The sequence below is a fragment of the Geodermatophilus arenarius genome, from assembly GCF_042654585.1.
Classification (GTDB): Bacteria; Actinomycetota; Actinomycetes; order Mycobacteriales; family Geodermatophilaceae; genus Geodermatophilus; species Geodermatophilus arenarius.
On sequence record NZ_JBHSGR010000018.1, the window covers coordinates 97,947 to 119,662 of the forward strand.

Sequence of the window (21,716 nt, forward strand, 5' to 3'; positions counted from 1 at the left end):
GCACCCGCGGCCGGCCGGGGAGACCCCGCTCCCAGGAGGACCACCCCGTGCAGATCGGTGACCTGATCCGGCGGGCCGGACGCCAGTACGGTGCCGCCCCCGCCCTCGTCGACGGCGCCCGCGTCGTGAGCTTCGCGGAGTTCGACGAGCTGACCGACCGCCTGGGCACCGCGCTGCTGGCCCGCGGCCTCGCACCCGGCGACCGCGTCGCGGTGCTGATGCCCAACGGCATCGACGGCGTCGTCACCTACTACGCGCTGGCCAAGGCCGGGCTCGTCCGGGTGCCGCTCAACGCCCGCGAGACCCCGCACGAGCTCGCGTTCAAGATCGAGGACTCGCAGGCCCGGGCGCTCGTGCTCGCCGGCGAGCCGCCCGCCGAGACCGAGTTCGTCGTCCCCGCCGACGAGCTGCCGCGGATGATCGCCGACGCCCCTGCGGGCCCCTGCGACGTCCGGCGCGACCCCGAGGCGCCCTTCAGGCTGGCCTACACCGGCGGGACGACGGGCAGGCCCAAGGCCGTCGTCCTGACCACCCGCAGCGAGCTGGCGGAGGTCGCCAACTTCCTGGTCGACCTGCTGCCGGACCTGCGCCCGGACTCGGTGATGCTGCACGCCGCGCCGATCACCCACGGCAGCGGCGCCTTCTTCCTGCCGCACCTGGTCAAGGGCGCGGCGAACGTGATCGTGCCGAAGTTCTCGCCGGAGGCCTTCCTCCAGGCGGCGGAGGAGCACCGGGCGACGACGACGTTCATGGTCCCGACCATGATCGCGATGCTCCTCGAGCACCCGGCCACCGCCGGGGCGGACCTCGCGCTCGAGCGGCTCTGCTACGGCGGGGCGCCGATCGCCACGACGGTCCTGCAGAAGGGGCTCGAGGTCCTCGGCCCCGTCTTCACCCAGCTCTACGGCCAGGCCGAGGCGCCGCTGGCCATCACCTGCCTGCAGCCCTGGGAGCACACCCCCGACCGGCTGACGTCCGCGGGCAAGCCCTACACCTTCGTCGAGGTGCAGGTCCGCGACGCCGAGGGCCGGGTGCTCGGCCCGCAGGAGGTCGGGGAGGTGCTCACCCGCGGGCCGCACACGATGAGCGGCTACTGGCGGCGGCCGGAGGCCACGGCCGAGACGATCGAGCCCGACGGCTGGCTGCACACCGGCGACATCGGGCGGTGGGACGACGAGGGCTACCTCCACCTGCTCGACCGCCGGCACGACGTGATCATCAGCGGTGGTTTCAACGTGTACCCCCGCGAGGTCGAGGACGCGCTGCTCAGCCACCCCGCCGTCGTCCAGGCCGCGGTGGTCGGGCTCCCCGACGAGAAGTGGGGCGAGCGGGTCGCGGCCGCCGTCGTCACCCGCACCGAGGCCGACCCCGCCGAGATCGAGCGGTTCTGCGCCGGCCGGCTGGCCGGCTTCAAGCGACCACGTGCCGTCCAGGTGTGGTCCGACCTCCCCACCAGTCCGGTCGGCAAGTCGCTGCGACGCGAGGTGCGCGACCGCATGCTCGCCGGCTCCACCCGAGAGGACGTCTGATGCTCGACCCGTACCAGCTCACCGTGCACACGCTCACGCTCCGGCAGCTCGCCTCCGCCGAGCAGCTCGCCGAGATCACCGGACAGCCCGTCGCCGAGGTGGAGGCGGCGCTGGAGAGGGCCGCGGGGGAGAAGACGGTGATGGCCGCCCGCGGCAACTTCATGATCACCCCGGCCGGCCGGGCGCTGCTCGACGGCGTCTACCCGGAGGCCTTCGCGGAGTTCCGCTCGTCACCGGCCGTCTCGGACGCGATGGACTCCTTCGAGACCGGCGTGAACAAGCAGGTCCTCACCCTGACCACCGACTGGCAGACCAAGGAGGTCGGCGGGGACCGCGTCCCCAACGACCACGGCGACCCCGACTACGACGCGGCGATCGTCGACAAGCTGGGGCGGGTCGTGGACAGGACGGCGAAGGTGCTCCGCCCGGTCGCCGACCTCGACCCGCTCGTCGACCGCTTCCTGGACCGCATCGGCGCCGCCCTCACCCGCGCCGAGGGCGGCGAGACCGACTACGTCAGCGGCGTGCGGGTCGACTCGGTGCACACCGTCTGGTTCCAGATGCACGAGCACCTGCTGCGCCTGACCGGCCGGGAGCGTCCCGAGTGACCGCGCCGACCGTGACCCGGCCGAACGGCACCGGGTACCGCTGGCTCGTCGTCCCCGACGACCCCGCCCGCGAGCCCAGCCGCGACCTCGTGGGCGGCAAGGCCTGGAGCCTGTGGCGCATGCGGTCGCTCGGGCTGCGCGTGCCGCCGGCCTTCGTGGTGACCACCGAGGCGTGCGCGGCCTGGTCCGCCGGCGGCCGCCTGCCCGAGGGGCTCGCCGAGGAGCTCGAGACCGGCATCCGCCTCCTCGAGCGGCAGCTGGACCGGACCTTCGGCGGCAGCGAGCGTCCGCTGCTGGTGTCGGTGCGCTCCGGCGCCGCCGTGAGCATGCCCGGGATGATGGACACGATCCTCGACCTGGGCTGCAACGACGCCGTCGAGGCCGCCCTCGCCGCGGAGACCGGTGACCCGGCGTTCGCCGCCGAGGTGCACCGGCGGTTCACCGCCTTCTACGGCCGGCTCGTCCTGGGCTGCACCGAGGACCTCGACGACCTCGCGGACACCGCGGCGGTGCGGGCGGCGCTGGACGACGACGGGGTCGGCGCCGTCCCGGCCGACCCCTGGGAGCAGCTGCGCTCGGCCGTCGAGGCGGTCTTCGCCTCCAGCCGCTCCCGGCGCGCGGTCGCCTACCGCCGGCACTACGGCATCCCCGACGACCTCGGCACCGCGGTGACCGTGCAGGCGATGGTGTTCGGGAACCTCGACGACCGCTCCGGCACCGGGGTGCTGTTCACCCGCAACCCGGTCGACGGGGTCCGGGAGCCCTACGGCGAGTACCTGCCGCGCGGGCAGGGGGAGGACGTCGTCTCCGGGCGGGTCACCCCCCGGCCACTGAGCTCCCTCGCCGAGTCGCTGCCGGACGTGCACGCCGAGCTGATGACCGCCGCCGACCGCCTGGACCGGGAGGGCCGGGACGCGCAGGACATCGAGTTCACCGTGCAGCAGGGTCGGCTGTTCCTCCTGCAGTCCCGGCCGGCCAAGCGCACGGCCCGGGCCGCCGTCCGCATCGCCGTCGAGCTGGTGGACGAGGGGGTGCTCGAACCGGCCGAGGCGGTCCGGCGGGTCAACGCCGAGCAGGTGCGGACCCTCCTGCGGCCGGAGATCACGCCCGGGGCCGCCGCGTCGGCGCAGCTGCTGACCTCCGGCGCGCCGGCCAGCCCCGGTGTCGCCACCGGCCTGGCCGTCGGGACGCCCGAGGAGGCCCAGCAGCGGCCGGGGTCGGTCCTCGTCCGCCGGTCGACCAGCCCCGACGACGTGCACGGCATGATCGCGGCCGGCGCGGTCGTCACCGAGCAGGGCGGCGCCACCTGTCACGCCGCCGTCGTCAGCCGGGCGCTGGACACCCCGTGCGTCACCGGGTGCGGCCCGGGGACGATCGAGGCGCTGCTCGGCCGCACGGTGACCGTGGACGCGACGAGCGGCCGGGTGTACCTGGGCGAGGTCGAGTCCTCCGCCGTCGACGAGAGCTCGGACGACGACCTCCGCCGGCTCACCGCCTGGGCCGAGGAGCTGGTCGAGGTGCGGGTCACCGACCCGGACGCGGACGTGCCCGGGCCGGTCCTGGACTCCGACGCCGTCCCGGCCGAGGAGCTCGGCGAGCAGCTGCCGCCGATCCCCGCCGGCACCCGGACCGTCCGCGGTGCCCTGTTCACCACCCCGGACGGCGTGCGCGCGGCACTGGACGCCGGCGTCGAGGTGATCGTCGCGCCGCACCGGCTGCCGGTCCTGCTGACGGCCGTCGCGCACCAGGGAGGGACCCGATGACCGCGGTCGACGACCCGGCTGCCGCAGCCGAGGTACCGCTGAGCACGACCCTCCGCGAGCTCCAGGAGGTGATCCGCACCTTCCAGCGGTCCGACTGGACGGGCATGACGCTGGAGGTCCGGGGCCTGCGGATCACCATCGGGAAGGACGGCCCGCCCGGTGCCCTGACCGCGGCGGCGACCCCGGCCCCGGCGGCCGCACCGGCCGCCGCACCCCCGGCCGCTCCTCCCGTTCCTGCGGCCCCGCCACCGGTTCCCGCCCCGCCGCCCGCACCGGTCGCCGCTGCCCCCGCCGCCGCCGCCGCCGCCGGCGCCGGTCCCGCGTCCGGCGGGGGCGCGGTCGACACGACCGGCTGCGTCGCGGTCCGCTCGCCGGCCGTCGGGGCCTTCTGGACCGCGCCCAGTCCCGGTCAGCCGCCGTTCGTCCAGGTCGGCGACACGGTGACCGCCGACCAGCAGCTGGCCATCGTCGAGGTCATGAAGCTCATGAACCCGGTGGTCGCCCCGGCGGCGGGCGAGGTCGTCGAGGTCTGCGCCCGGAACGCCGAGCTCGTCGAGTACGAGCAGGTCCTCTTCTGGATCCGTCCCAGCGATGGCTAGTCCGGCTGTCACGGTCCCGGAGGCCCCGGTCCGGACGACGATCCGCCGCGTCCTGGTCGCCAACCGCGGGGAGATCGCCGTCCGGGTGGTCCGCGCCTGCCGCGCGCTCGGCATCGAGACCGTCGTCGTGGTCTCCACCGCCGACCGCGACGGCCTCGCCGCCCGGCTCGCCGACCGCGCCGTCTGCATCGGACCGCCCCCGGCCACGCAGAGCTACCTGGCGATCCCGTCGGTGCTCAGCGCGGCGCTCGGCACCGGCTGCGACGCCGTCCACCCCGGGTACGGGTTCCTCTCGGAGAACCCCGACTTCGCCGCGGCGTGCGTCGCGGAGGGGCTGACCTTCATCGGCCCGCGGCCGGAGGCGGTCGCCGGTGCCGGCGACAAGGCCCGCGCCCGGGAACTGGCGCGCAGCGCCGGCATCCCGGTCCTCTCCGGGTCGCCGGTCCTCTCCTCGACCGAGGAGGCGGTGGCGGCCGCGGCCGACCTCGGCTACCCCGTGCTGGTCAAGGCCGCGGCGGGCGGCGGCGGCCGGGGGATGTCGGTGGTGGAGGACGAGGCGGAGCTGCGGGCCCGCTGGCCCGCGGCGGCCGGCGAGGCGGAGGCGGCGTTCGGCGACGGACGCCTGTACGTCGAGCGCTACATCCGCCACGCCCGGCACATCGAGGTGCAGGTCCTCGGCGACAAGCACGGCTCGGTCATCCACCTCGGCGAGCGGGACTGCACCCTGCAGCGCCGCCACCAGAAGGTGGTCGAGGAGTCCCCGGCGCCCAACCTGCCCGAGCAGGTGCGGCAGGACATCCGCCGCAGCGGAGTCGCCTTCGGCGAGGCCCTCGGCCTGGACAGCGCCGGCACGGTCGAGTTCATCTACGACGCCGACACCTGCCGGTACGCCTTCCTCGAGTTCAACGCCCGCATCCAGGTCGAGCACCCGGTGACCGAGATGGTCACCGGCGTCGACCTGGTGGCCGAGCAGATCCGCTCCGCGGCGGGCGAACCGCTCCGGCTGACCCAGGACGACGTCCGGGTCGACGGCCACGCGATCGAGGTCCGGATCACCACCGAGGACCCGGCGCGCGGCTTCACCCCGCACCCCGGGACGGTCACCACCTGGGTGCCGCCCGTGGGGGAGGGGATCCGCGTCGACAGCCACTGCGAGCCGGGCTACGTCGTCACCCCGTACTACGACTCCCTGCTCGCCAAGGTCGTCGCGCACGGCCCGGACCGCGACACCGCCGCCGACCGCCTCGTCGCGGCACTCGGTCGCCTGCAGGTGGCCGGGGTCCCGACCACGCGCGACTTCGCGCGGTCCGCACTGGACCACCCCGACTTCCGGGCCGGCCGCGTCACCACCGAGTGGATCGCCACCCACGGCCTGCCCCACCACCTGGAGGGACCCTGATGAGCTACCTCGACCGCGCCCCGAGGACCGCGGACGGGCGCCGCCGGACGATCGAGATCGTCGACCAGACGCTGCGCGACGGCCCGCAGAGCTGGTGGGGCATGAAGCTGCGCAAGGACATGGGCCTGCCCATCGCGGGCGAGCTGGACCGGACCGGGTTCCACACCATCGACCTGGTCGGTAGCTCGATCTTCGAGGTGCTCGTGCGGCACTGCAAGGAGGACCCCTGGGACCAGCTGGTCTCGCTGTCGCGGGCGATGCCGCGCACCACCGTGCGGGCGGGGACCCGCAGCAACGGCATCGTCACCTTCGGCCTGACCGCGGACAGCGTCATGGACCTGTGGGTCCAGCGGCTGTGCGCCCACGGCATCGGCAGCTTCTGGATCTACGACGGGCTGTTCAACACCGACAAGATCGGCCGGCTGGTGAAGACCGTGCAGGCCGAGGGCGCGGCGGCCCTGCCGTGCATCCTGTTCGCCGACAGCCCGTACCACACCGACGAGTACTACGCGGAGCGCACGCGGGAGCTGGTCGCCCTCGGCGCCGACGGGATCGAGCTCGAGGACGCCGCGGGCCTGCTCACCCCCGAGCGGACCCGCAGCCTGGTCTCGGCGATCAAGGGCGCGGCCGGCGACCTGCCGGTGGAGATCCACTTCCACAGCAACAACGCGCTCGCGCCGCTGAACTACCTCGAGGGCGTGCTCGCCGGGGCCGACCGGGTGCACACCGCCAGCCGCCCGCTGGCCGCCGGCGTCTCGCTGCCCTCGACCGAGAACACCGTGGCCAACCTGCGCTACGCCGGCTTCGACGTCGACCTCGACGAGTCCCGCTTCGCACCGGTCGCCGAGCACCTGCTGCGGGTGGCCGAGTACGAGGCGCTGCCGGTGGGCCGGCCGGCCGAGTACTCGCTGTTCCAGTACCGCCACCAGCTCCCCGGCGGCATGGCCGGCACCTTCAAGGACCAGCTGCGGGCGCGGGGCATGGAGGACCGCTTCGAGGAGGTCCTCGACGAGATGTCGCGGGTGCGCGAGGAGCTCGGGTACCCCGTCATGGCCACGCCGTTCTCCCAGCTCGTGGGGACCCAGGCGGTGCTCAACGTCGTCACCGGGCAGCGGTACTCCGTCGTCCCCGACGAGGTGCTCATCTACGCGCACGGCTTCTACGGCCGCCCCGTCGCCCCGCTCGACCAGGACGTCCTCGACACGATCATGAGCACGCCCAAGGCCAAGAGCTACACCGACTGGCAGCCGCCGCAGCCGAGCCTCCAGGAGCTGCGCCGCCGGTTCGGCGAGTCCGTCTCCGACGACGAGCTGATCCTGCGGCTGCTGGTGCCCGAGGCCGACATCGACGTCATGCGGGCCACCCCGCGGCGCGAGCGCGACTTCGCGCCCACGACGCGGGAGATGCGCTTCGTCCGCGAGCTGGTCGAGACCTCGGTCGGGGCTTACCTGCACGTCGACGGGCCCGGCTTCTCCCTGACCCTGGAGGGGGACCACTGATGTCGGCCGCCACCCCCAGCACGAGCGAGGCCGGTGTCGGCGGCAGCGGTCTCGGCGTCGGCCGGCCGACGAAGCGACGCCCCGGCGCGGCGGTCGGCGGGCTCGAGGTCGCGGACCCGCGACCGGTGTTCGACGACGGCGCCGTCCTCGGCGTGCGCTGCACCGCCTGCCGCTACCCCGCCGCACAGCGGGGGATCCCCTGGTGCCCGATCTGCTACGGCGCCGTGGAGCCCGACCGCTTCGCCGCCACCGGGACGGTGTGGTCCTCGACCGTCGTCGCCATCCCGGTGGGGGAGCGGCGGCCTCCGTTCGGGCTGGCCCACCTGGATCTCGACGACGGCCCGCGGGTCCTCGTCCACCTGGCCGAACCGGAGGTCCTGCGCGCCGGCACGCGCGCGCGGATCACCGGCACCGATCGCGGCGACCTGGTCGCCGCACGGGAGGAGCAGCCGTGAACCAGCCGATGCTGTGGGGTGTCGGGACCTCGGCCTACGGGCTCTTCCCGGAGCGCCGGGTCGAGTCCCTGGCCTGGGACGCCGTGTCCGAGGCCGTCCGGGACGCCGGCATCAGCCCGGCGGAGATCGACGCGGTCATCGTGGGGTCGGTCTTCGGGCCACCCGGTGTCGCCACCCGGGTGCAGCGCGGGATGGGGATCCCCGGCGTCCCGATGTGGACGATCGAGAACGCCTGCGCCAGCGGCACGAGCGCCTACCACGAGGCCGTGGAGGCGGTCCGGACCGGGCGCTTCGGCTGCGTGCTCGTCCTCGGCGTCGACCAGATGTCCACCCTGTTCTCCGGCGCGATCGTCCCCGAGGCCACCGACCCGGAGGGCGCGTCGTCCCTGCCGCTGCCCGGGCTCTACGCCCTGCAGGCGGCGCGCTACGTCGACGAGTTCGGCGTGACGCCCGAGCAGCTGGCCGCCGTGGCGGTCAAGAACAAGCGCAACGGGCTGGACAACCCCCGCGCGCAACTGCGGAACAACGCGCCGACGGTCGAGGAGGTCCTGGCCTCGCGGATGATCGCCGAGCCGCTGACCTTCCTGCAGTGCTGCCCGACCAGCGACGGCGCCGGCGCGGCCGTCGTCGGGCCGGACCGCGGGAACCGGGACGACCTGCGCATCGAGGCCTCGGCCATGGTCTCGGGGGCGCTGTGGGACCACCGCAGCGACGAGGTCTGGGGCTACGCCTCGGTCGCCCGGGCCGCGGGGAAGGCGTTCGCGCAGGCCGGCCGCACCCCCGGGGAGATCGACGTCCTCGAGGTGCACGACGCCTTCACCATCGGCGAGGTCCTCACGCTGGAGGCCCTCGGGCTCGCGCCGCGGGGCGAGGGCGCCGAGCTCGCGCCGTCCGGGCACACCGCCCGCGACGGCGCCCAGCCGGTGAACCCCAGCGGCGGCCTGCTGTCCCGGGGGCACCCGCTCGGCGGCACGGGGACCGCCCAGCTCGCCGAGATCGCCTGGCAGCTGCGCGGGCGGGCCGGCGCGCGCCAGGTGGCCCGGCACCGCGTCGGCCTCGTCGAGACCATGGGCGGCGGCGCCGCCGGGATGGACGGCAACGCCTGCGTGGTGACCATCCTGTCCACCCAGTGACCGCGACCTACGACGGGCTGCTGGGGTTCCGCGAGGTCGCCGGCCTGCGGACCGACGACGGCGGGCGGATCCGCCCCGGCCTGCTCTACCGGAGCGGGACCCCGCAGTTCCTCGGCCCGGAGGCGGCGCGGCGGCTGGTGGCCGACACCGGCATCCGGTCGACGATCGACCTCCGGCTGCCGCACGAGGTCGAGCAGGAGGGACGCGGCCCGCTGGACGCGCTCGGGATCCGGCAGTCCCTGCACCCCGTGCGCGTCGGCGGGGTCGTGGCGCCCGGCTCCGCGGTGGCCCCCATGCCCGGGGACGACCCGGTCGTCGACACGTACCTCCGGTACCTCGACCACGGCGCCGGTGCGGTCGTGGGCGCGTTCCGGGAGCTGGCCCGGCCGGGTGGTCTGCCCGCGCTGGTGCACTGCACCGTCGGCAAGGACCGCACCGGCGTCGTCGTCGGGCTGCTGCTCACCGCGGTCGGGGTGCGGCGCGACGACGTCGTCGCCGAGTACGCGGCCGGCGCGGACGACGTCGCACCCGCCATGGAACGCCTGCGCGGCATGGTGTCCTACGGCGACGCGGTGGACGTCTACCCGCCCGCGACCTGGGTGGTCGAAGCGGAGGCGATGCGCCGGTTCCTGGCCGCCGTGGACGAGCGGTACGGCGGGGTCCGCCCGTTCCTCCGGGCCCGTGGCCTCGCCCCCTCGGTCGTCGAGGACCTCACCGGGGTCCTCGTGGAACACCCCGACACCCTCCGTCCCGACCAGGAGCTGCCGTGAACGTCACCGAGACCGTCGTCATCACCGAGGCACCCGACGCCGTCTGGCGGGTGGCCGGGGACGCGGGGGCCATCGCCGCCTGGGTGCCCGCCATCGAGAGCTCCCGGCTGGAGGGCGACGTCCGGCACGCCACCTTCGCCGGAGGTGGCGGGGACGCCACCGAGCGGATCGTGGAGCACGACGACGCGGGCCGGTCCTACGTCTACGAGTACCTGTCCGGCCCCCTGGCGCTCGAGGAGTACCGCTCGCGGCTCTCGGTCCGGGACCACGCCCGCGGCGCCGAGATCGTGTGGACCGCGGACTTCGCGGCGGGCTCACCGGAGGAGGAGGCCCGGCTCGCAGAGGCGATCTCGGGCATCTACCGCAGCGCCCTCGCCGAGCTGAAGGAGCGGCTGGAGGGCTGACCGGGGGCGCTCAGCCCCGCGGCGGGAGGACCGGCGTGCGGCCGAGCTCGGCGCGCGCGATCGACCGCAGGTGCACCTCGTCCGGGCCGTCGAACAGCCGCATCGCGCGGTGCCAGGCGTACATGGCCGCGAGCGGGGTGACGTCGGACATCCCGGCGCCGCCGTGGACCTGGATGGCACGGTCGATGACGCGCGTCGCGGCCCGGGGGACGGCGACCTTGGCCATCGCCACGAGGTCCCGGGCCACCTTGTTCCCGTGCGTGTCGATGACGTGGCTCGCGCGGTGGCAGAGCAGCCGGGCCTGCTCGATCTCCAGGCGGGACTCGGCGATCTGCTGCTGCACGACCCCCTGGTCCGCGAGGGGGCCCCCGAAGGCGACCCGCTCACGGGCCCGCGCGGTCAGCAGGGCGAGGGCGCGCTCCGCCGCGCCGAGAGCGCGCATGCAGTGGTGGATCCGGCCGGGCCCCAGCCGCGCCTGGGCGGCGGCGAAGCCGCCGCCCTCCTCCCCGACGACGTTGGTGACGGGCACCCGCACCGCCTCGAAGGAGACCTCGGCGTGCCCGTGCCGGTCGTGGTGACCGAGGACCGGGTGGTCGCGGACGACTGTCACGCCCGGCGTGTCCCGGGGGACGAGCACCATGGTCTGCTGCCGGTGCGCCGGCGCCGACGGGTCGGTCTTGCCCATCAGCACGAAGAAGGCGCACCGCGGGTCCATCGCGCCACTGGTCCACCACTTGCGGCCGGTGATCACGTACTCGTCGCCCTCCCGCTCGATCCGGGTGGCGACGTTGGTGGCGTCGCTGCTGGCGACGTCGGGTTCGGTCATGGCGAACGCCGAGCGGATCTCCCCGGCCAGCAGGGGTTCGAGCCAGTCGCGCTTCTGCTGCTCGGTGCCGAGCAGGTGCAGCAGCTCCATGTTGCCGGTGTCGGGGGCCGCGCCGTTGATCGCCTCCGGGGCGAGGTCGAGGCTCCAGCCCGACAGCTCGGCGATCGGCGCGTACTCGAGCTGGGTCAGTCCCGACTCCGCCGGGAGGAACAGGTTCCACAGCCCCTGCGCCCGCGCCCGCCGCTTGAGCTCCTCGACGACCGGTGGGACGGCGTGGTCGTCCGGGCCGGCCGCTCGCCGGTGGGCCAGGTAGGCGGGCTCGGCCGGCAGGACCTCCTCCCGCATGAAGGTGACCATGCGGTCACGCAGCTCGCGGGCCCGCGTGCTGGGCGCGGGCAGCTCGTGGTCGGACACGGGACCTCCTGGGGAACGGGTGGGACCGGCCACGTCGACGCTAGGGACGCGGCCGCCCGGGCCGCGATGCACGGAGGGGGACACGCGCCGGGCGCCGTCCTGCGGCCCTAGGGTGCTGCGCTGGGACCCTCGGACCAGGTCGTCCCCGTATCCGCGGAGGAGCCCGCCATGAGCACGGTCGAGTACGAGCAGCGGGACGGCGTCGCGCGGATCCGGCTGGCCGACCCGGAGCGGGGCAACCCCCTCACGCCGTCGACGGTCGGGGAGCTGGGCCGCGCGGTGCGCCGGGCCCGCGCCGACGACGTGCACGTCGTGGTGCTCTCCGCCGCCGGCCGGACCTTCAGCGTGGGCGGGGACGTGTCGGCCTTCGCCGCCGCAGCGGACGTCGAGCAGATGGTCGACGACCTGGCCGAGTCGCTGCACCGCGTGGTCAGCGACCTGCACCGGATGGACGCGGTGGTGGTCTCGGTGGTGCAGGGCACCGCGGCCGGCGCCGGGGTGCCGCTGGCCGCGGCCGCCGACCTCGTGCTCGCCGCCGAGTCGGCGCGGTTCACCCTCGCCTACACGCGGATCGGCTTCTCCCCGGACGGCGGCAGCACGCTGCTGACGGCGTCGCTCGGACTGCACCGGGCGCTGCACCTGGCGCTGCTCAACCCCGTGCTGTCCGCGGAGGAGGCGCGGGCCGTGGGCCTGGTGGCCCGGGTGCACCCGGACGCGGAGCTCGACGCCGCCGTCGAGGACGTGGTCGCGACGCTGCGGGCGGGCTCGCGGACGGCGCAGGTGGCCGCCAAGCACCTCCTGCGGGAGACCGCCACCCCCGCCGCGGAGGCGGCGCTGCGCCGCGAGACCCTGTCGATCCGGGCCCGGGCGGCGAGCGCGGACGGGCGGGAGGGTGTGGCGGCCTTCCTGGGGAAGCGCCCGCCGCACTTCCCCAGCAGCACGCCCTGATACCGGCGCAGGGTCCTCCGGCGCAGGGTCCTCCGGCGCAGGGTCCTCCGGCGCCGGCAGGACGGATCGTCGGCCGGTGACGTCGGCGCGGTGCGAGGTGCGCCCGCCCTCGACGAGGACCTCGTCGTCGCGGAGCGAGCGGATGACGGGGTGACGGCGTCGTCGAGCGGACCCGTGACCCCTCGTTGCGGACCCTTGCGATGACCTCTCGTGCGGCGACCTCTCGTGCGGCGCGGTGCGCAACCGGGTGCAGGTCGCGGTCGACGGGGAGGCCGCAGGCCTCCCGGCCACTCCCCCTGAGCCGGTCACTCAGGTCGGGGACCGCCGTGCCGGCGCCTCGCCGACCCGGGGACCACGCGTCCTCGCCGGCCGACTCGCGTGCTCGGCTGGGCTGCACCCGCATCGGCTCGCCCGGCACCTCCGGGGAGCGGAACCCGAGGAGCGCTGTTCGGGGCGGGCGAGACCGCGGGCCGGGAGGGAAGTCGCTCCACCGCGGCTGGTCCTCGTCCGGCCTGCCGGTCCCGCGGGCGGCGCCACGGGGCGGTGGTGGTCGAGGTGCCGGGAGTCAGGTCGACCGCGGGCGGAGCCCGGCGACCGATGCCCTCGCCTGCCCACTGGTCGGCCGTCCTGGCCTCGACTGGCTCTCACGAAGCGCCGGTGTCCGAGCCGAACGCGGCGCTGCGCGCGGCGGCCTGGCGTCCTGGTGGCCACTGGTGCCCGCCCGGCTCCCTCCACCCGGGTGTCCTCCACGTCACCTCGATGTGACGTGAGGCCACCGCGGGGCGAGACTGTGTAAAAGGTCACTTTCGGCCCTTGTTCCCCCGTCGACACTCTGGTTCCCTCATGCGAGGTCGGTCTCGGATGACGCAACAGAGTTGGGGGACGTCATGGAGAACCCGCACGAGCCCGCCTCGCCCCCTTCCCGGCCGAAACGGTCAGGACCCCTCGGGGCGGATCCGACGCCCGGCGGGGGTGCTGCGGCCGGGGAGGGTCACCCCACGGTCCACGCCTCGGACGTCACCGTGACCGGGACCCACCCGGCGATCGCGGAGCCGCCACCCTGCGTCGCCGACCGGCACTGGGCCGTGGACCGGGTCCTGTTCGCCATCGCCGCGATCATGGCGCTGGGCTTCGTCGTCTGGGGTTTCGCCACCCCGACGGGCCTCGGCACCGTGAGCGGTTCGGTCCTGGACTGGATCACCGGCAACCTCGGCTGGCTGTTCGTGCTGCTGGCGTCGGCGTTCGTCATCTACGTGATCTGGCTGGCGGCCGGCAAGTACGGGCGGATCCCGCTGGGGCGCGACGACGAGCGGCCGGAATTCCGGACGATCTCGTGGATCGCGATGATGTTCAGCGCGGGCATGGGGATCGGCCTGATGTTCTTCGGGGTCGCCGAGCCGCTGTCGCACTACGTCTCCCCACCGCCGCTCACGACGGAGGCCGGGTCGTCCGAGGCGATCCAGACGGCGATGGCGACCACGCTGTTCCACTGGACGTTGCACCCGTGGGCGATGTACGCCGTCGTCGGGCTGGCGATCGCCTACGGCACCTTCCGGAAGGGCCGCCGGCAGCTGATCAGCTCCGCCTTCATCCCGCTGCTCGGGCGGCGGCGGGCCGAGGGGCCGGCCGGCCGGGTCATCGACGTCCTGGCCATCTTCGCCACGCTGTTCGGGTCGGCGGCCTCCCTCGGCCTCGGTGCCCTGCAGATCGGCAGCGGGGTGGAGATCCTGGGCTGGGCCGGCGACGTGGGCAACGGCGTCCTGGTCGCGATCATCGCGGTGCTGACCGCGGCGTTCGTCGCCTCGGCGGTCTCCGGCATCGAGCGCGGGATCCAGTGGCTGTCCAACACCAACATGGTCCTGGCCCTGGTCCTCGCCGTGTTCGTCTTCGTCCTCGGGCCGACGATCTTCATCCTCAACCTGATCCCCGACGCGGTCGGCAGCTACTTCTCCGACCTCGGCGAGATGGCCGCGCGCACCGAGGCCACGGGTGGCGATCCCATGGCCACGTGGCTGCGGGGCTGGACGGTCTTCTACTGGGCCTGGTGGATCAGCTGGACACCGTTCGTCGGGTTGTTCATCGCCCGCATCAGCCGCGGCCGCACGATCCGGCAGTTCGTCACCGGCGTGCTGCTCGTCCCCAGCCTGGTCAGCCTGCTGTGGTTCGCCGTCTTCGGCGGGGCGGGGATCGCCGCCCAGCGCGACGGCGTCGACGTCGCCGGTCAGGGCACGACGGAGGGGCAGCTGTTCTCCGTCCTGGAGCAGTACCCCCTGGCCACCGCCGCGACCGTGCTCGTGATGGTCCTCGTGGCGATCTTCTTCGTGTCCGGTGCGGACGCGGCCTCGATCGTCATGGGTTCGCTCTCGCAGCGCGGCACCCTGGAGCCGAGCCGCTGGGTCGTCGTCTTCTGGGGCGTGGTGATGGGCTCGGTGGCAGCGATCATGCTGCTGCTGGGGGAGGACGGGGCCGCGCTGACGGGGCTGCAGAACCTGACGATCATCGCGGCGCTGCCGTTCGCCCTGGTGATGGCGGCGATGGCGGTGAGTCTGGTCAAGGACCTCCGCCACGACCCCATCGTGCTGCGCGGCAACTACGCCTCCCTGGCGATCGAGCAGGCCGTCGTCGACGGCATCAGCCGCCACGGCGACGACTTCGTCCTGGTCGTGGAGAAGACGCCGAACCCGCCGTCGGACACCGCGGCCGGGGCGGGGCAGCCGCCGCTGGGGAGCCCGGAGGTCACCGGCCAGCCGTTGGTCAGTCCGGGCGGCAACTTCGTGGCACCTGCGGGAGGCAACCCGTCCGTCCCCGCGCAGGGCCAACCCAGGGCGGAGGCGATGGGCCGGCCGTCGGATCCGCGCCCCTAGCGCCCCGGCCGGCAGGGGGAGCCTCCCGGCGCGCCGGAGCTGCTGCGTGTCGCTCCGGTGCCGGGGGGTCCCCCGCGTCGGGTCAGCCGGGGGGCTGGACCGGGCGCACCTGACCGGCCAGCCAGCCGGCCGCCATCCGCCGCGCACGGTCCAGCGGGTCGCCGGTGTCCAGCCCCGGTGTGGCCGCCTGGCGTGCGAGGCGGGCCAGTGCTCCGTCGTAGAGGGCCAGCAGGCCGTCGGCGATCCCGGTGGGGTCCCCGACGCCGGCGGCCTCGGCGAGGTCGTGGAGCCGCTCGGTCAACAGCCGGGAGTCGGCGGCCAGCCACTGTCGGCCGGGATGGCCCGGCGCCAGCTCGACGGCCGCGGCGAGGAACGCGCATCCGCGGCGGGTGCCCTCGACCTCGCGGTACCGCACCACCGCGTCGAAGACCGACAGCAGCCGGTCGACCGGGTCGGTCCGCTCGTCGAGGACCTCGTCCCAGATCTCCCGCCACTGGGCGAGGCGCTGTTCGAGGTAGGCCGCCACCAACCCGTCCTTGCCGGAGAAGTGTGCGTACAGGGTCGCCGGTGAGACCCGCGCCCGGGCCAGGACGGCGTCCACCCCGGTCGCGGCGATCCCGGACTCGTAGAAGAGCTCGCCGGCGGCGTCGAGCAGCCGCTGCCGGGCCGGTCGGCTCGCGGCGTTCCCGGACACGGTCCTAGCATAACGATCGTTATGCTGAAACGATCGTTACAGCCGATCTCCGGGTCACCCGGCACGCGAGCGCCGTGCGTGCTGGTGGTCAGCGGGCTGGCCGTGATCGCCGTGACCTACGGCCTGACCCGGTACGGCTTCGGCCTCTACCTGCCGCAGTTCCGTGCCGACCTGGGGCTGACCTCCGGCGCCGCCGGCGGCATCGCCGCGGGCAGCTACCTCGCCTACTGCGCCGCCGCCGCCCTGGGTCTGTACCTCGTCGACCGTGGTCGGGCACGTCGGGCCCTGTGGTCGGCCGGGGTCAGTGCCGCCGGGGGTGCGCTGGTGGTCGCCGCCGCGGAGGCGACGCCGGTCCTGGCGATCGGGGCACTGGTCGCCGGCAGCGGAGCAGGAGCCGCCAGTCCGGCGCTGGTGGCCGCCGTGGCCCGGACGGTGCCGCCGTCCGCGGAGCCCCGGTCGCAGGCGGTGGTGAACAGCGGCACCGGGGCCGGGGTGCTGGCAGGGGGCCTGGTGGTCCTCGCCTGGCCGGCGGAGTGGCGGTGGGCGTGGCTCGGCTTCGCCGGTGGTGCGCTGCTCGTGACCTGGTGGGTCGACCGATCCGCGTGCTGGTCACCCCCCGTCGACCCCGGCCGGCCAGGCTCCGGCCTGCGGCCGCTGCGCCTCGTCCGCCCGCTGACCGCTGGTCTGCTCGCCGGGGCCGGCGGGGCGGGGGTCTGGACCTTCGGCCCGGACGTGACGACCCGGAGCGGACTGTCTCCCCAGGTCACCGGGCTGTTGTGGTGCCTGCTCGGTGCAGCCGCCCTCCTCGGCGGCCTGAGCGGGAGCGCCGTGCGCCGAGCCGGCCCGGCCGCCGCCTGGCGGGTCGCGGCGGCGATCACCGCCACCGGCACGGTGCTGCTCGCCTGGTGGCCGGGCTCCGGTGTGGTCGCCGCCGGGGCGCTGGCGCTGTTCGGCTGCGGCTTCGTGGCCCTGAGCGGCGTGCTGATCGCCTGGGGCGGCCGACTGGCGCCGGAGGCGCCCGCACAGGCCACGGCTCTGCTGTTCATCGCGCTGACCACCGGTCAGGCCGCCGGTGCCGCCCTCCTCGGCGCGCTCGCCGACGCCGCCGGTGCACCGGTCACCTTCGTCGCCGCCGCGGGCCTGCTGGCGACCGCCGCGTTCGCGGCTCCCCGCGATCGTCGCCGGACGCCACCGGCCGCGCGGTCAGGAGGCCGCCGGCACCGATGAGCGCAGTTGCCGGCGCCACCGGGTGAACAGGCGGGGTTGGTTCATCCCGAGGACGGCCACGGGGTGCCCGTCGCGCTCGTAGACCACCAGGAAGCTGCGGTCGGCGCAGCTGCCCTCCACCACCCGGGCGACGTCCCCCTCGCGGCGCCAACCGGCGAACTGGATGCGGGCGCCGTACTGGTCGGACCAGAAGTAGGGCACGGGCGTCGGCGCGGGTCCCTGGGTGCCCAGCAGGGTGGCGGTCGCGGTGGCCGGCTGCTCGAGCGCGTTGGTCCAGTGCTCGGTGCGGACGTGCCGCTCCGCGGCGACCGACCACGTCGCGGCGCAGTCACCGACCGCGACCACGCCGGGGACGTCGGTCGCGCCGCGTGCGTCGGTGAGGACGCCGTTCCCCAGGGCCACGCCGGAGCCGGCCAGCCACTCGGTGTTCGGGACGGCGCCGATGCCCACGACCACCACGTCGGCGGGCACGCGTGTGCCGTCGGTCAGCTCGACCGCCTCGACCCTGCCGGTGCCGACCAGCGCGGCGACCCCGGTGCCGACCAGCAGGCGCGTGCCGTGGTCGGCGTGCAGCCCGGCGCAGACCGCGCCCATCTCCGTGCCCAGCGGGCCGGCCAGGGGGACGGGCTGGGTCTCGACGACGGTGACGTCGAGACCCAGCGCGCGGGCGGTGGAGGCGACCTCGGCCCCGATGAAGCCGGCGCCGATCACCACCAGACGGCCGCCGGCGGCGAGGTCCTCCCGCAAGGCGATCGCGTCGTCCAGGGAGCGCAGCACGTGCACGCCGTCCAGGCGCCGGCTGCCGGGGAGGTGCCGGGCGCGGGCGCCCGTGGCGAGGACGACGCCGTCGGCCCGGACCTCGCTGCCGTCGGCCAGCAGCACCGAGCGGCCGAGGCGGTCCAGGCCGACCGCCGTGGTGCGCAGCCGCCACTCGAGGCCGAGGTCCTCGTCGTCCGGTCCGCCCAGGGCGATGTCGTCCAGGGAAGCCGTGCCGGCCAGGAACTCCTTGGACAGGGGAGGGCGGTCGTAGGGGGCGTGCACCTCGTCGCCGATGACCACGATGCGCCCGTCGTAGGACTGCTCACGCAGTGCCCGGGCGGCGGAGAGGCCGGCCAGGGAGGCCCCGACGACGGCGACGGTCGAGCTCACGCGGCCCCCTCCGCGGCGGTGCCGGGCTGCACGAAGAGCATGCCGTCGGCCACGACGACCCGGTGCGTGCGGACCGCCGTCTTGGCCGGCGGGCCGGACACCTTCCCGGTGCGCAGGTCGAAGCAGGAGGCGTGCAGGGGGCACTCCACGGCGCAGCCGTCCAGCCAGCCGTCGGCCAGCGAGGCGTCCTGGTGGGTGCACGTGTCGTCGATCGCGTAGAACTCGCCGTCGACGTTGAAGACGGCGATGGGCTCCTCGGCCTCTACGCGGATCGCCTCACCAGGCGGCAGCGCGGTGGTGGGGCAGACCGGGATCATGAGCGCTCCAGGCTGTCGGTGTTGCGGATGTCGCAACGCTCTGCAGATGGCGCAACAGCATGGTCGTTGGGGGGAGCTCCGTCAAGAGGCGGGTCGACCCTGCGGTCCGCCACCTACGCTGAGGTCATGAGCGGGCCGCGGGAAGAGAGCGCAGAGCGGGGCGCGGTCGCCGTCGTCCAGTCCGTGGACCGGGCCCTGAGCGTCCTGGAGATCCTCGCGGCTCAAGGGGAGGCCGGCGTCACCGACATCGCCGCCGAGCTGGGCGTGCACAAGTCCACGGCGTTCCGGCTGGTGGCGGCGCTGGAGAGCCGGGGCTTCGTCGAGCAGTTGGCCGACCGCGGCAAGTACCGGCTGGGCTTCGGCGTCGTGCGCCTGGCCGGCGCGGCCGCCGCGCAGCTGGACATCGCCCGGGAGGGGCGGCCGATCTGCCAGACGCTGGCCGCCGACCTGGGGGAGACCGTCAACATCGCCATCCTGGACGGCGACCGGGCGGTGAACGTCAGCCAGGCGCGGGGGCCGGCGGCGCTCAGCACGCACAACTGGGTGGGGCAGGGCACCCCGCTGCACGCGACGTCGAGCGGCAAGGTCCTCCTGGCCCACGCGCCCGACGACGTCCGCAAGGGCGTCCTCTCCCGGGAGTTGCCGCGTTACACCGCCACCACGGTCACCGACCCCGAGGTGCTGCGGCAGGACCTGGACCGGATCGTCGAGCAGGGCTGGGGCTCCACCGTCGAGGAGTACGAGGGCGGGCTCAACGCCGTCGCCGCGCCCGTTCGGGGGGCGGACGGGGACGTGGTCGCTGCCCTCAGCGTCTCGGGGCCGTCCTTCCGGATGGACCCGGAGGACTACCCGAGGCTCGCCCGGCGAGTGGTGTCGGGCGCCGACGAGCTGAGCCGGAGGCTGGGCTTCTTCGGTCAGCGCCGCTGACCGGGCGGAGGTCGGGCCGCCTCGGGTCGGGTGTGGCCAGGTCGCCGCGTGCCCCTGGCAGCGAGGGCGGGGGCACCGGCGGGCGCGCGACGTCCCGTCCGTGGGTGCCACCGTGGATGCGGGCCCTGCCAGGCGGCGGGACTGTTGCGCATGGCGCGATCCGCTGAATATCGTGCAACACCTCGGTCGTCAGGAGCCGGCTGGCGGGCGACCGTGGCTCGTCGCGGACGCTGTGTCGTGCGACGTCCGGCGTGTCTTCCACATCGCATCGCCCGACGGAACCCCGAGGTGCCGTATGACCACCACCGACCAGCCCGCGAGCCTCATCTCCACGTTGCCGGGGCACTACTACACCGATCCCGCCGTCTTCGCGCTCGAGCAGTCCCGCGTCTTCGAGGACATGTGGTCCTGCGTGGTGCGCTCGAGTGACCTGCCGACGCCCGGCTCCTTCCAGAAGGTCCAGGTGGGTCGGGAGAGCGTGCTCGTCGTCCGCAGTCGAGACGGAGGCCTGCGCGCGTTCCTCAACGTCTGCCGGCACCGCGGTGCGCAGATCTGCACGGAGGACTCGGGTGCGGTCAAGCGTGCGTTCCAGTGCCCGTACCACGCCTGGACCTACGACCTCGAGGGCAAGCTGATCGCGGCCCCCAACCTGACGAAGATGCCCGACATCGACCGCGTGGAGTACGGCCTGGTGCCGGTGGCGCTGCGCGAGTGGCTGGGCTATGCGTGGGTGTGCCTGGCGAAGGAGCCCCCGTCGTTCGAGGACGACGTCGTCCGAGACGTCGCCGAGCGCCTCGGGAGCGCGGAGACGATCGACCAGTACGATCTCGACTCGCTGTCCGTGGGGCGCCGCATCACCTACGACGTCCGGGCGAACTGGAAGCTCATCATCGAGAACTTCATGGAGTGCTACCACTGCGCGACGATCCACCCGGAGCTCACCGAGGTGCTCCCCGAGTTCGCCGACGGCTACGCCGCGCAGTTCTTCGTCGGGCACGGCGCGGAGTTCGGTGAGGAGGTCCAGGGCTTCACCGTCGACGGCAGCGAGGGTTTCGACCGGCTCCCCGGCGTCGCCGAGGACCAGGACCGTCGCTACTACGCCATCACGGTCAAGCCGACGGTCTTCGTCAACCTGGTCCCCGACCACGTCATCCTCCACCGCATGTTCCCGGTCTCGGCGGACCGGACGATCGTGGTGTGCGACTGGCTGTACTCCCACGAGGTGGTGGAGTCGGGCAGGGACGTGACACGGTCGGTGGAGCTGTTCCACCGGGTCAACGAGCAGGACTTCGCCGCCTGCGAGCGGACCCAGCCGGCGATGTCCTCCCGCGCCTATGCCGACGGTGGCGTCCTCGTGCCCTCCGAGCACCACATCGGGCTCTTCCACGAGTGGCTGGTGCAGCGCCTGTCGGGCTGAGCCCCTCGTGGTGCGTCGGGTGCGGTGGTGCCACGACGCGCACGTGCCGGACACCGGGCGGGCGGCGGCGTCCGGTGCTGACCCGTGTCCGTGGGGGAGAGGCGGGCCAGCCGGTCCTGGCGCCACGCTTCCGTCCGCGCCACCTCGGTGAACGTGGAGGAGTGGAAGCCCTGCAGGTCGTGCTCGGGACTCCCGAGGGCGGGGGCGAGACCTCCGACGAGCCGGTCCGGCCGGTGACCGCGGGGCAGGAGGAAGCGCCGGAACACGCTGTGCTGCTCCGACGGGAACCGGGCCGACTGCCCGAGACCCGGCCGAGCCGAGATGCGCACCAGCTCCGGGCAGGTCACCGCACCGGGGAGGCCGATCCGGATCGGCAGGTCGACGCCCCGCCGCGCGACCTGCCGTGCCCAGGCCGTCGTCGTCGCGGCGGAGAAGCACAGCTGGGTGACGACGTGGGTGGCGTGTGGGGCCTTCCGCCCGAGGGTGCGTCCGACCAGCGCCGTGTCGATGTGACCGTGCCCCTCGGGACAGCCGCCGATCCCCACGTGCCGGGAGGAGTGGCCGGCGGTCTCCAGCGCTTCCGGCAGGCCGAGGGCGTCGGGGCCGTCCGGGATCTCGACGGACACGGCCGGCCTCCGTGGCGATGGGGTTCTCCTCGCCGTGGCCGGCCGTGACGCCCGCGTCCTCGGGGAGCCCGCGAGCCCGCTCACCCGTCCAACACCACCACGGAGCGCAGCACCTCGCCCTTCTGCATCTTCTCGAACGCGGCCTCGA

19 protein-coding genes are annotated in these 21,716 nt (G+C 74.6%); 15 read left to right on the plus strand and 4 right to left on the minus strand.

Going from position 1 to position 21,716, the window contains the following annotated elements; translation table 11 throughout:
- Nucleotides 1–47: 47 nt before the first annotated feature.
- From ACFO3M_RS16355 to ACFO3M_RS16400, 10 genes are read left to right on the plus strand one after another with little or no spacing between them, the layout of a single operon-like run.
- The gene (locus ACFO3M_RS16355) at nucleotides 48–1,529 is read left to right on the plus strand and encodes a class I adenylate-forming enzyme family protein (RefSeq protein WP_387990980.1); all 1,482 of its coding nucleotides are present in this window, start codon (nucleotides 48–50) and stop codon (nucleotides 1,527–1,529) included.
- The gene (locus ACFO3M_RS16360; protein ID WP_387990982.1) at nucleotides 1,529–2,137 is read left to right on the plus strand and encodes a hypothetical protein; all 609 of its coding nucleotides are present in this window, start codon (nucleotides 1,529–1,531) and stop codon (nucleotides 2,135–2,137) included. Before ACFO3M_RS16355 ends, ACFO3M_RS16360 begins: the two co-directional genes overlap by 1 nt.
- Nucleotides 2,134–3,900: a pyruvate, phosphate dikinase gene (locus tag ACFO3M_RS16365; RefSeq protein ID WP_387990985.1), complete on the plus strand. Its 1,767-nt coding sequence runs from the start codon at nucleotides 2,134–2,136 to the stop codon at nucleotides 3,898–3,900. Before ACFO3M_RS16360 ends, ACFO3M_RS16365 begins: the two co-directional genes overlap by 4 nt.
- On the plus strand, nucleotides 3,897–4,499 hold the full coding sequence (locus ACFO3M_RS16370; protein WP_387990987.1) for an acetyl-CoA carboxylase biotin carboxyl carrier protein: 603 nt from the start codon (nucleotides 3,897–3,899) through the stop codon (nucleotides 4,497–4,499). Before ACFO3M_RS16365 ends, ACFO3M_RS16370 begins: the two co-directional genes overlap by 4 nt.
- Nucleotides 4,492–5,898 (plus strand): acetyl-CoA carboxylase biotin carboxylase subunit, encoded by a 1,407-nt coding sequence (locus ACFO3M_RS16375; protein WP_387990990.1) that lies wholly within the window; start codon nucleotides 4,492–4,494, stop codon nucleotides 5,896–5,898. Before ACFO3M_RS16370 ends, ACFO3M_RS16375 begins: the two co-directional genes overlap by 8 nt.
- A complete protein-coding gene (locus ACFO3M_RS16380; protein WP_387990992.1) occupies nucleotides 5,898–7,397 on the plus strand; it encodes a hypothetical protein in 1,500 nt (499 codons plus the stop codon). The genes ACFO3M_RS16375 and ACFO3M_RS16380 overlap by 1 nt, the downstream gene beginning before the upstream one ends.
- Entirely contained in the window at nucleotides 7,397–7,852 is a 456-nt protein-coding gene (locus tag ACFO3M_RS16385) for a Zn-ribbon domain-containing OB-fold protein (RefSeq protein WP_387990995.1), read from the plus strand. The genes ACFO3M_RS16380 and ACFO3M_RS16385 overlap by 1 nt, the downstream gene beginning before the upstream one ends.
- Nucleotides 7,849–8,985: a thiolase family protein gene (locus ACFO3M_RS16390; protein ID WP_387990998.1), complete on the plus strand. Its 1,137-nt coding sequence runs from the start codon at nucleotides 7,849–7,851 to the stop codon at nucleotides 8,983–8,985. Before ACFO3M_RS16385 ends, ACFO3M_RS16390 begins: the two co-directional genes overlap by 4 nt.
- Nucleotides 8,982–9,755, plus strand: a complete 774-nt coding sequence (locus ACFO3M_RS16395) for a tyrosine-protein phosphatase (RefSeq protein WP_387991001.1) — start codon at nucleotides 8,982–8,984, stop codon at nucleotides 9,753–9,755. The genes ACFO3M_RS16390 and ACFO3M_RS16395 overlap by 4 nt, the downstream gene beginning before the upstream one ends.
- Nucleotides 9,752–10,159, plus strand: a complete 408-nt coding sequence (locus tag ACFO3M_RS16400; protein ID WP_387991004.1) for an SRPBCC family protein — start codon at nucleotides 9,752–9,754, stop codon at nucleotides 10,157–10,159. The genes ACFO3M_RS16395 and ACFO3M_RS16400 overlap by 4 nt, the downstream gene beginning before the upstream one ends.
- A 10-nt stretch (nucleotides 10,160–10,169) precedes the next feature.
- Here the strand turns inward: ACFO3M_RS16400 and ACFO3M_RS16405 are convergent, their stop codons facing one another.
- The gene (locus tag ACFO3M_RS16405; RefSeq protein WP_387991007.1) at nucleotides 10,170–11,399 is read right to left on the minus strand and encodes an acyl-CoA dehydrogenase family protein; all 1,230 of its coding nucleotides are present in this window, start codon (nucleotides 11,397–11,399) and stop codon (nucleotides 10,170–10,172) included.
- Nucleotides 11,400–11,567: 168 nt separating this feature from the next.
- Here ACFO3M_RS16405 and ACFO3M_RS16410 point away from each other — a divergent pair, with 168 nt between their 5' ends.
- Nucleotides 11,568–12,347, plus strand: a complete 780-nt coding sequence (locus tag ACFO3M_RS16410; protein WP_387991010.1) for an enoyl-CoA hydratase-related protein — start codon at nucleotides 11,568–11,570, stop codon at nucleotides 12,345–12,347.
- 1,022 nt (nucleotides 12,348–13,369) lie between these two features.
- Complete coding sequence (locus tag ACFO3M_RS16415) at nucleotides 13,370–15,211, plus strand: BCCT family transporter (protein WP_387991013.1); 1,842 nt, start codon at nucleotides 13,370–13,372, stop codon at nucleotides 15,209–15,211.
- 82 nt (nucleotides 15,212–15,293) lie between these two features.
- Here ACFO3M_RS16415 and ACFO3M_RS16420 read toward each other — a convergent pair whose 3' ends face one another.
- Nucleotides 15,294–15,905, minus strand: coding sequence for a TetR/AcrR family transcriptional regulator (locus tag ACFO3M_RS16420; RefSeq protein WP_387991016.1), 612 nt, complete (start codon nucleotides 15,903–15,905; stop codon nucleotides 15,294–15,296).
- A gap of 78 nt (nucleotides 15,906–15,983) precedes the next feature.
- Here ACFO3M_RS16420 and ACFO3M_RS16425 point away from each other — a divergent pair, with 78 nt between their 5' ends.
- Nucleotides 15,984–17,132 (plus strand): MFS transporter, encoded by a 1,149-nt coding sequence (locus ACFO3M_RS16425; RefSeq protein WP_387991019.1) that lies wholly within the window; start codon nucleotides 15,984–15,986, stop codon nucleotides 17,130–17,132.
- Here ACFO3M_RS16425 and ACFO3M_RS16430 read toward each other — a convergent pair.
- Both ACFO3M_RS16430 and ACFO3M_RS16435 read right to left on the minus strand, forming a co-directional pair.
- Entirely contained in the window at nucleotides 17,109–18,281 is a 1,173-nt protein-coding gene (locus ACFO3M_RS16430; protein ID WP_387991022.1) for an NAD(P)/FAD-dependent oxidoreductase, read from the minus strand. The two genes, ACFO3M_RS16425 and ACFO3M_RS16430, sit on opposite strands and share 24 nt — an antisense overlap.
- Complete coding sequence (locus tag ACFO3M_RS16435; RefSeq protein WP_387991025.1) at nucleotides 18,278–18,598, minus strand: bifunctional 3-phenylpropionate/cinnamic acid dioxygenase ferredoxin subunit; 321 nt, start codon at nucleotides 18,596–18,598, stop codon at nucleotides 18,278–18,280. Before ACFO3M_RS16435 ends, ACFO3M_RS16430 begins: the two co-directional genes overlap by 4 nt.
- A 126-nt stretch (nucleotides 18,599–18,724) precedes the next feature.
- Here ACFO3M_RS16435 and ACFO3M_RS16440 point away from each other — a divergent pair, with 126 nt between their 5' ends.
- Both ACFO3M_RS16440 and ACFO3M_RS16445 read left to right on the plus strand, forming a co-directional pair.
- On the plus strand, nucleotides 18,725–19,525 hold the full coding sequence (locus tag ACFO3M_RS16440) for an IclR family transcriptional regulator (protein ID WP_387991028.1): 801 nt from the start codon (nucleotides 18,725–18,727) through the stop codon (nucleotides 19,523–19,525).
- Nucleotides 19,526–19,820: 295 nt separating this feature from the next.
- On the plus strand, nucleotides 19,821–20,942 hold the full coding sequence (locus ACFO3M_RS16445) for an aromatic ring-hydroxylating oxygenase subunit alpha (protein ID WP_387991031.1): 1,122 nt from the start codon (nucleotides 19,821–19,823) through the stop codon (nucleotides 20,940–20,942).
- The last annotated feature ends 774 nt before the right edge of the window (nucleotides 20,943–21,716 follow it).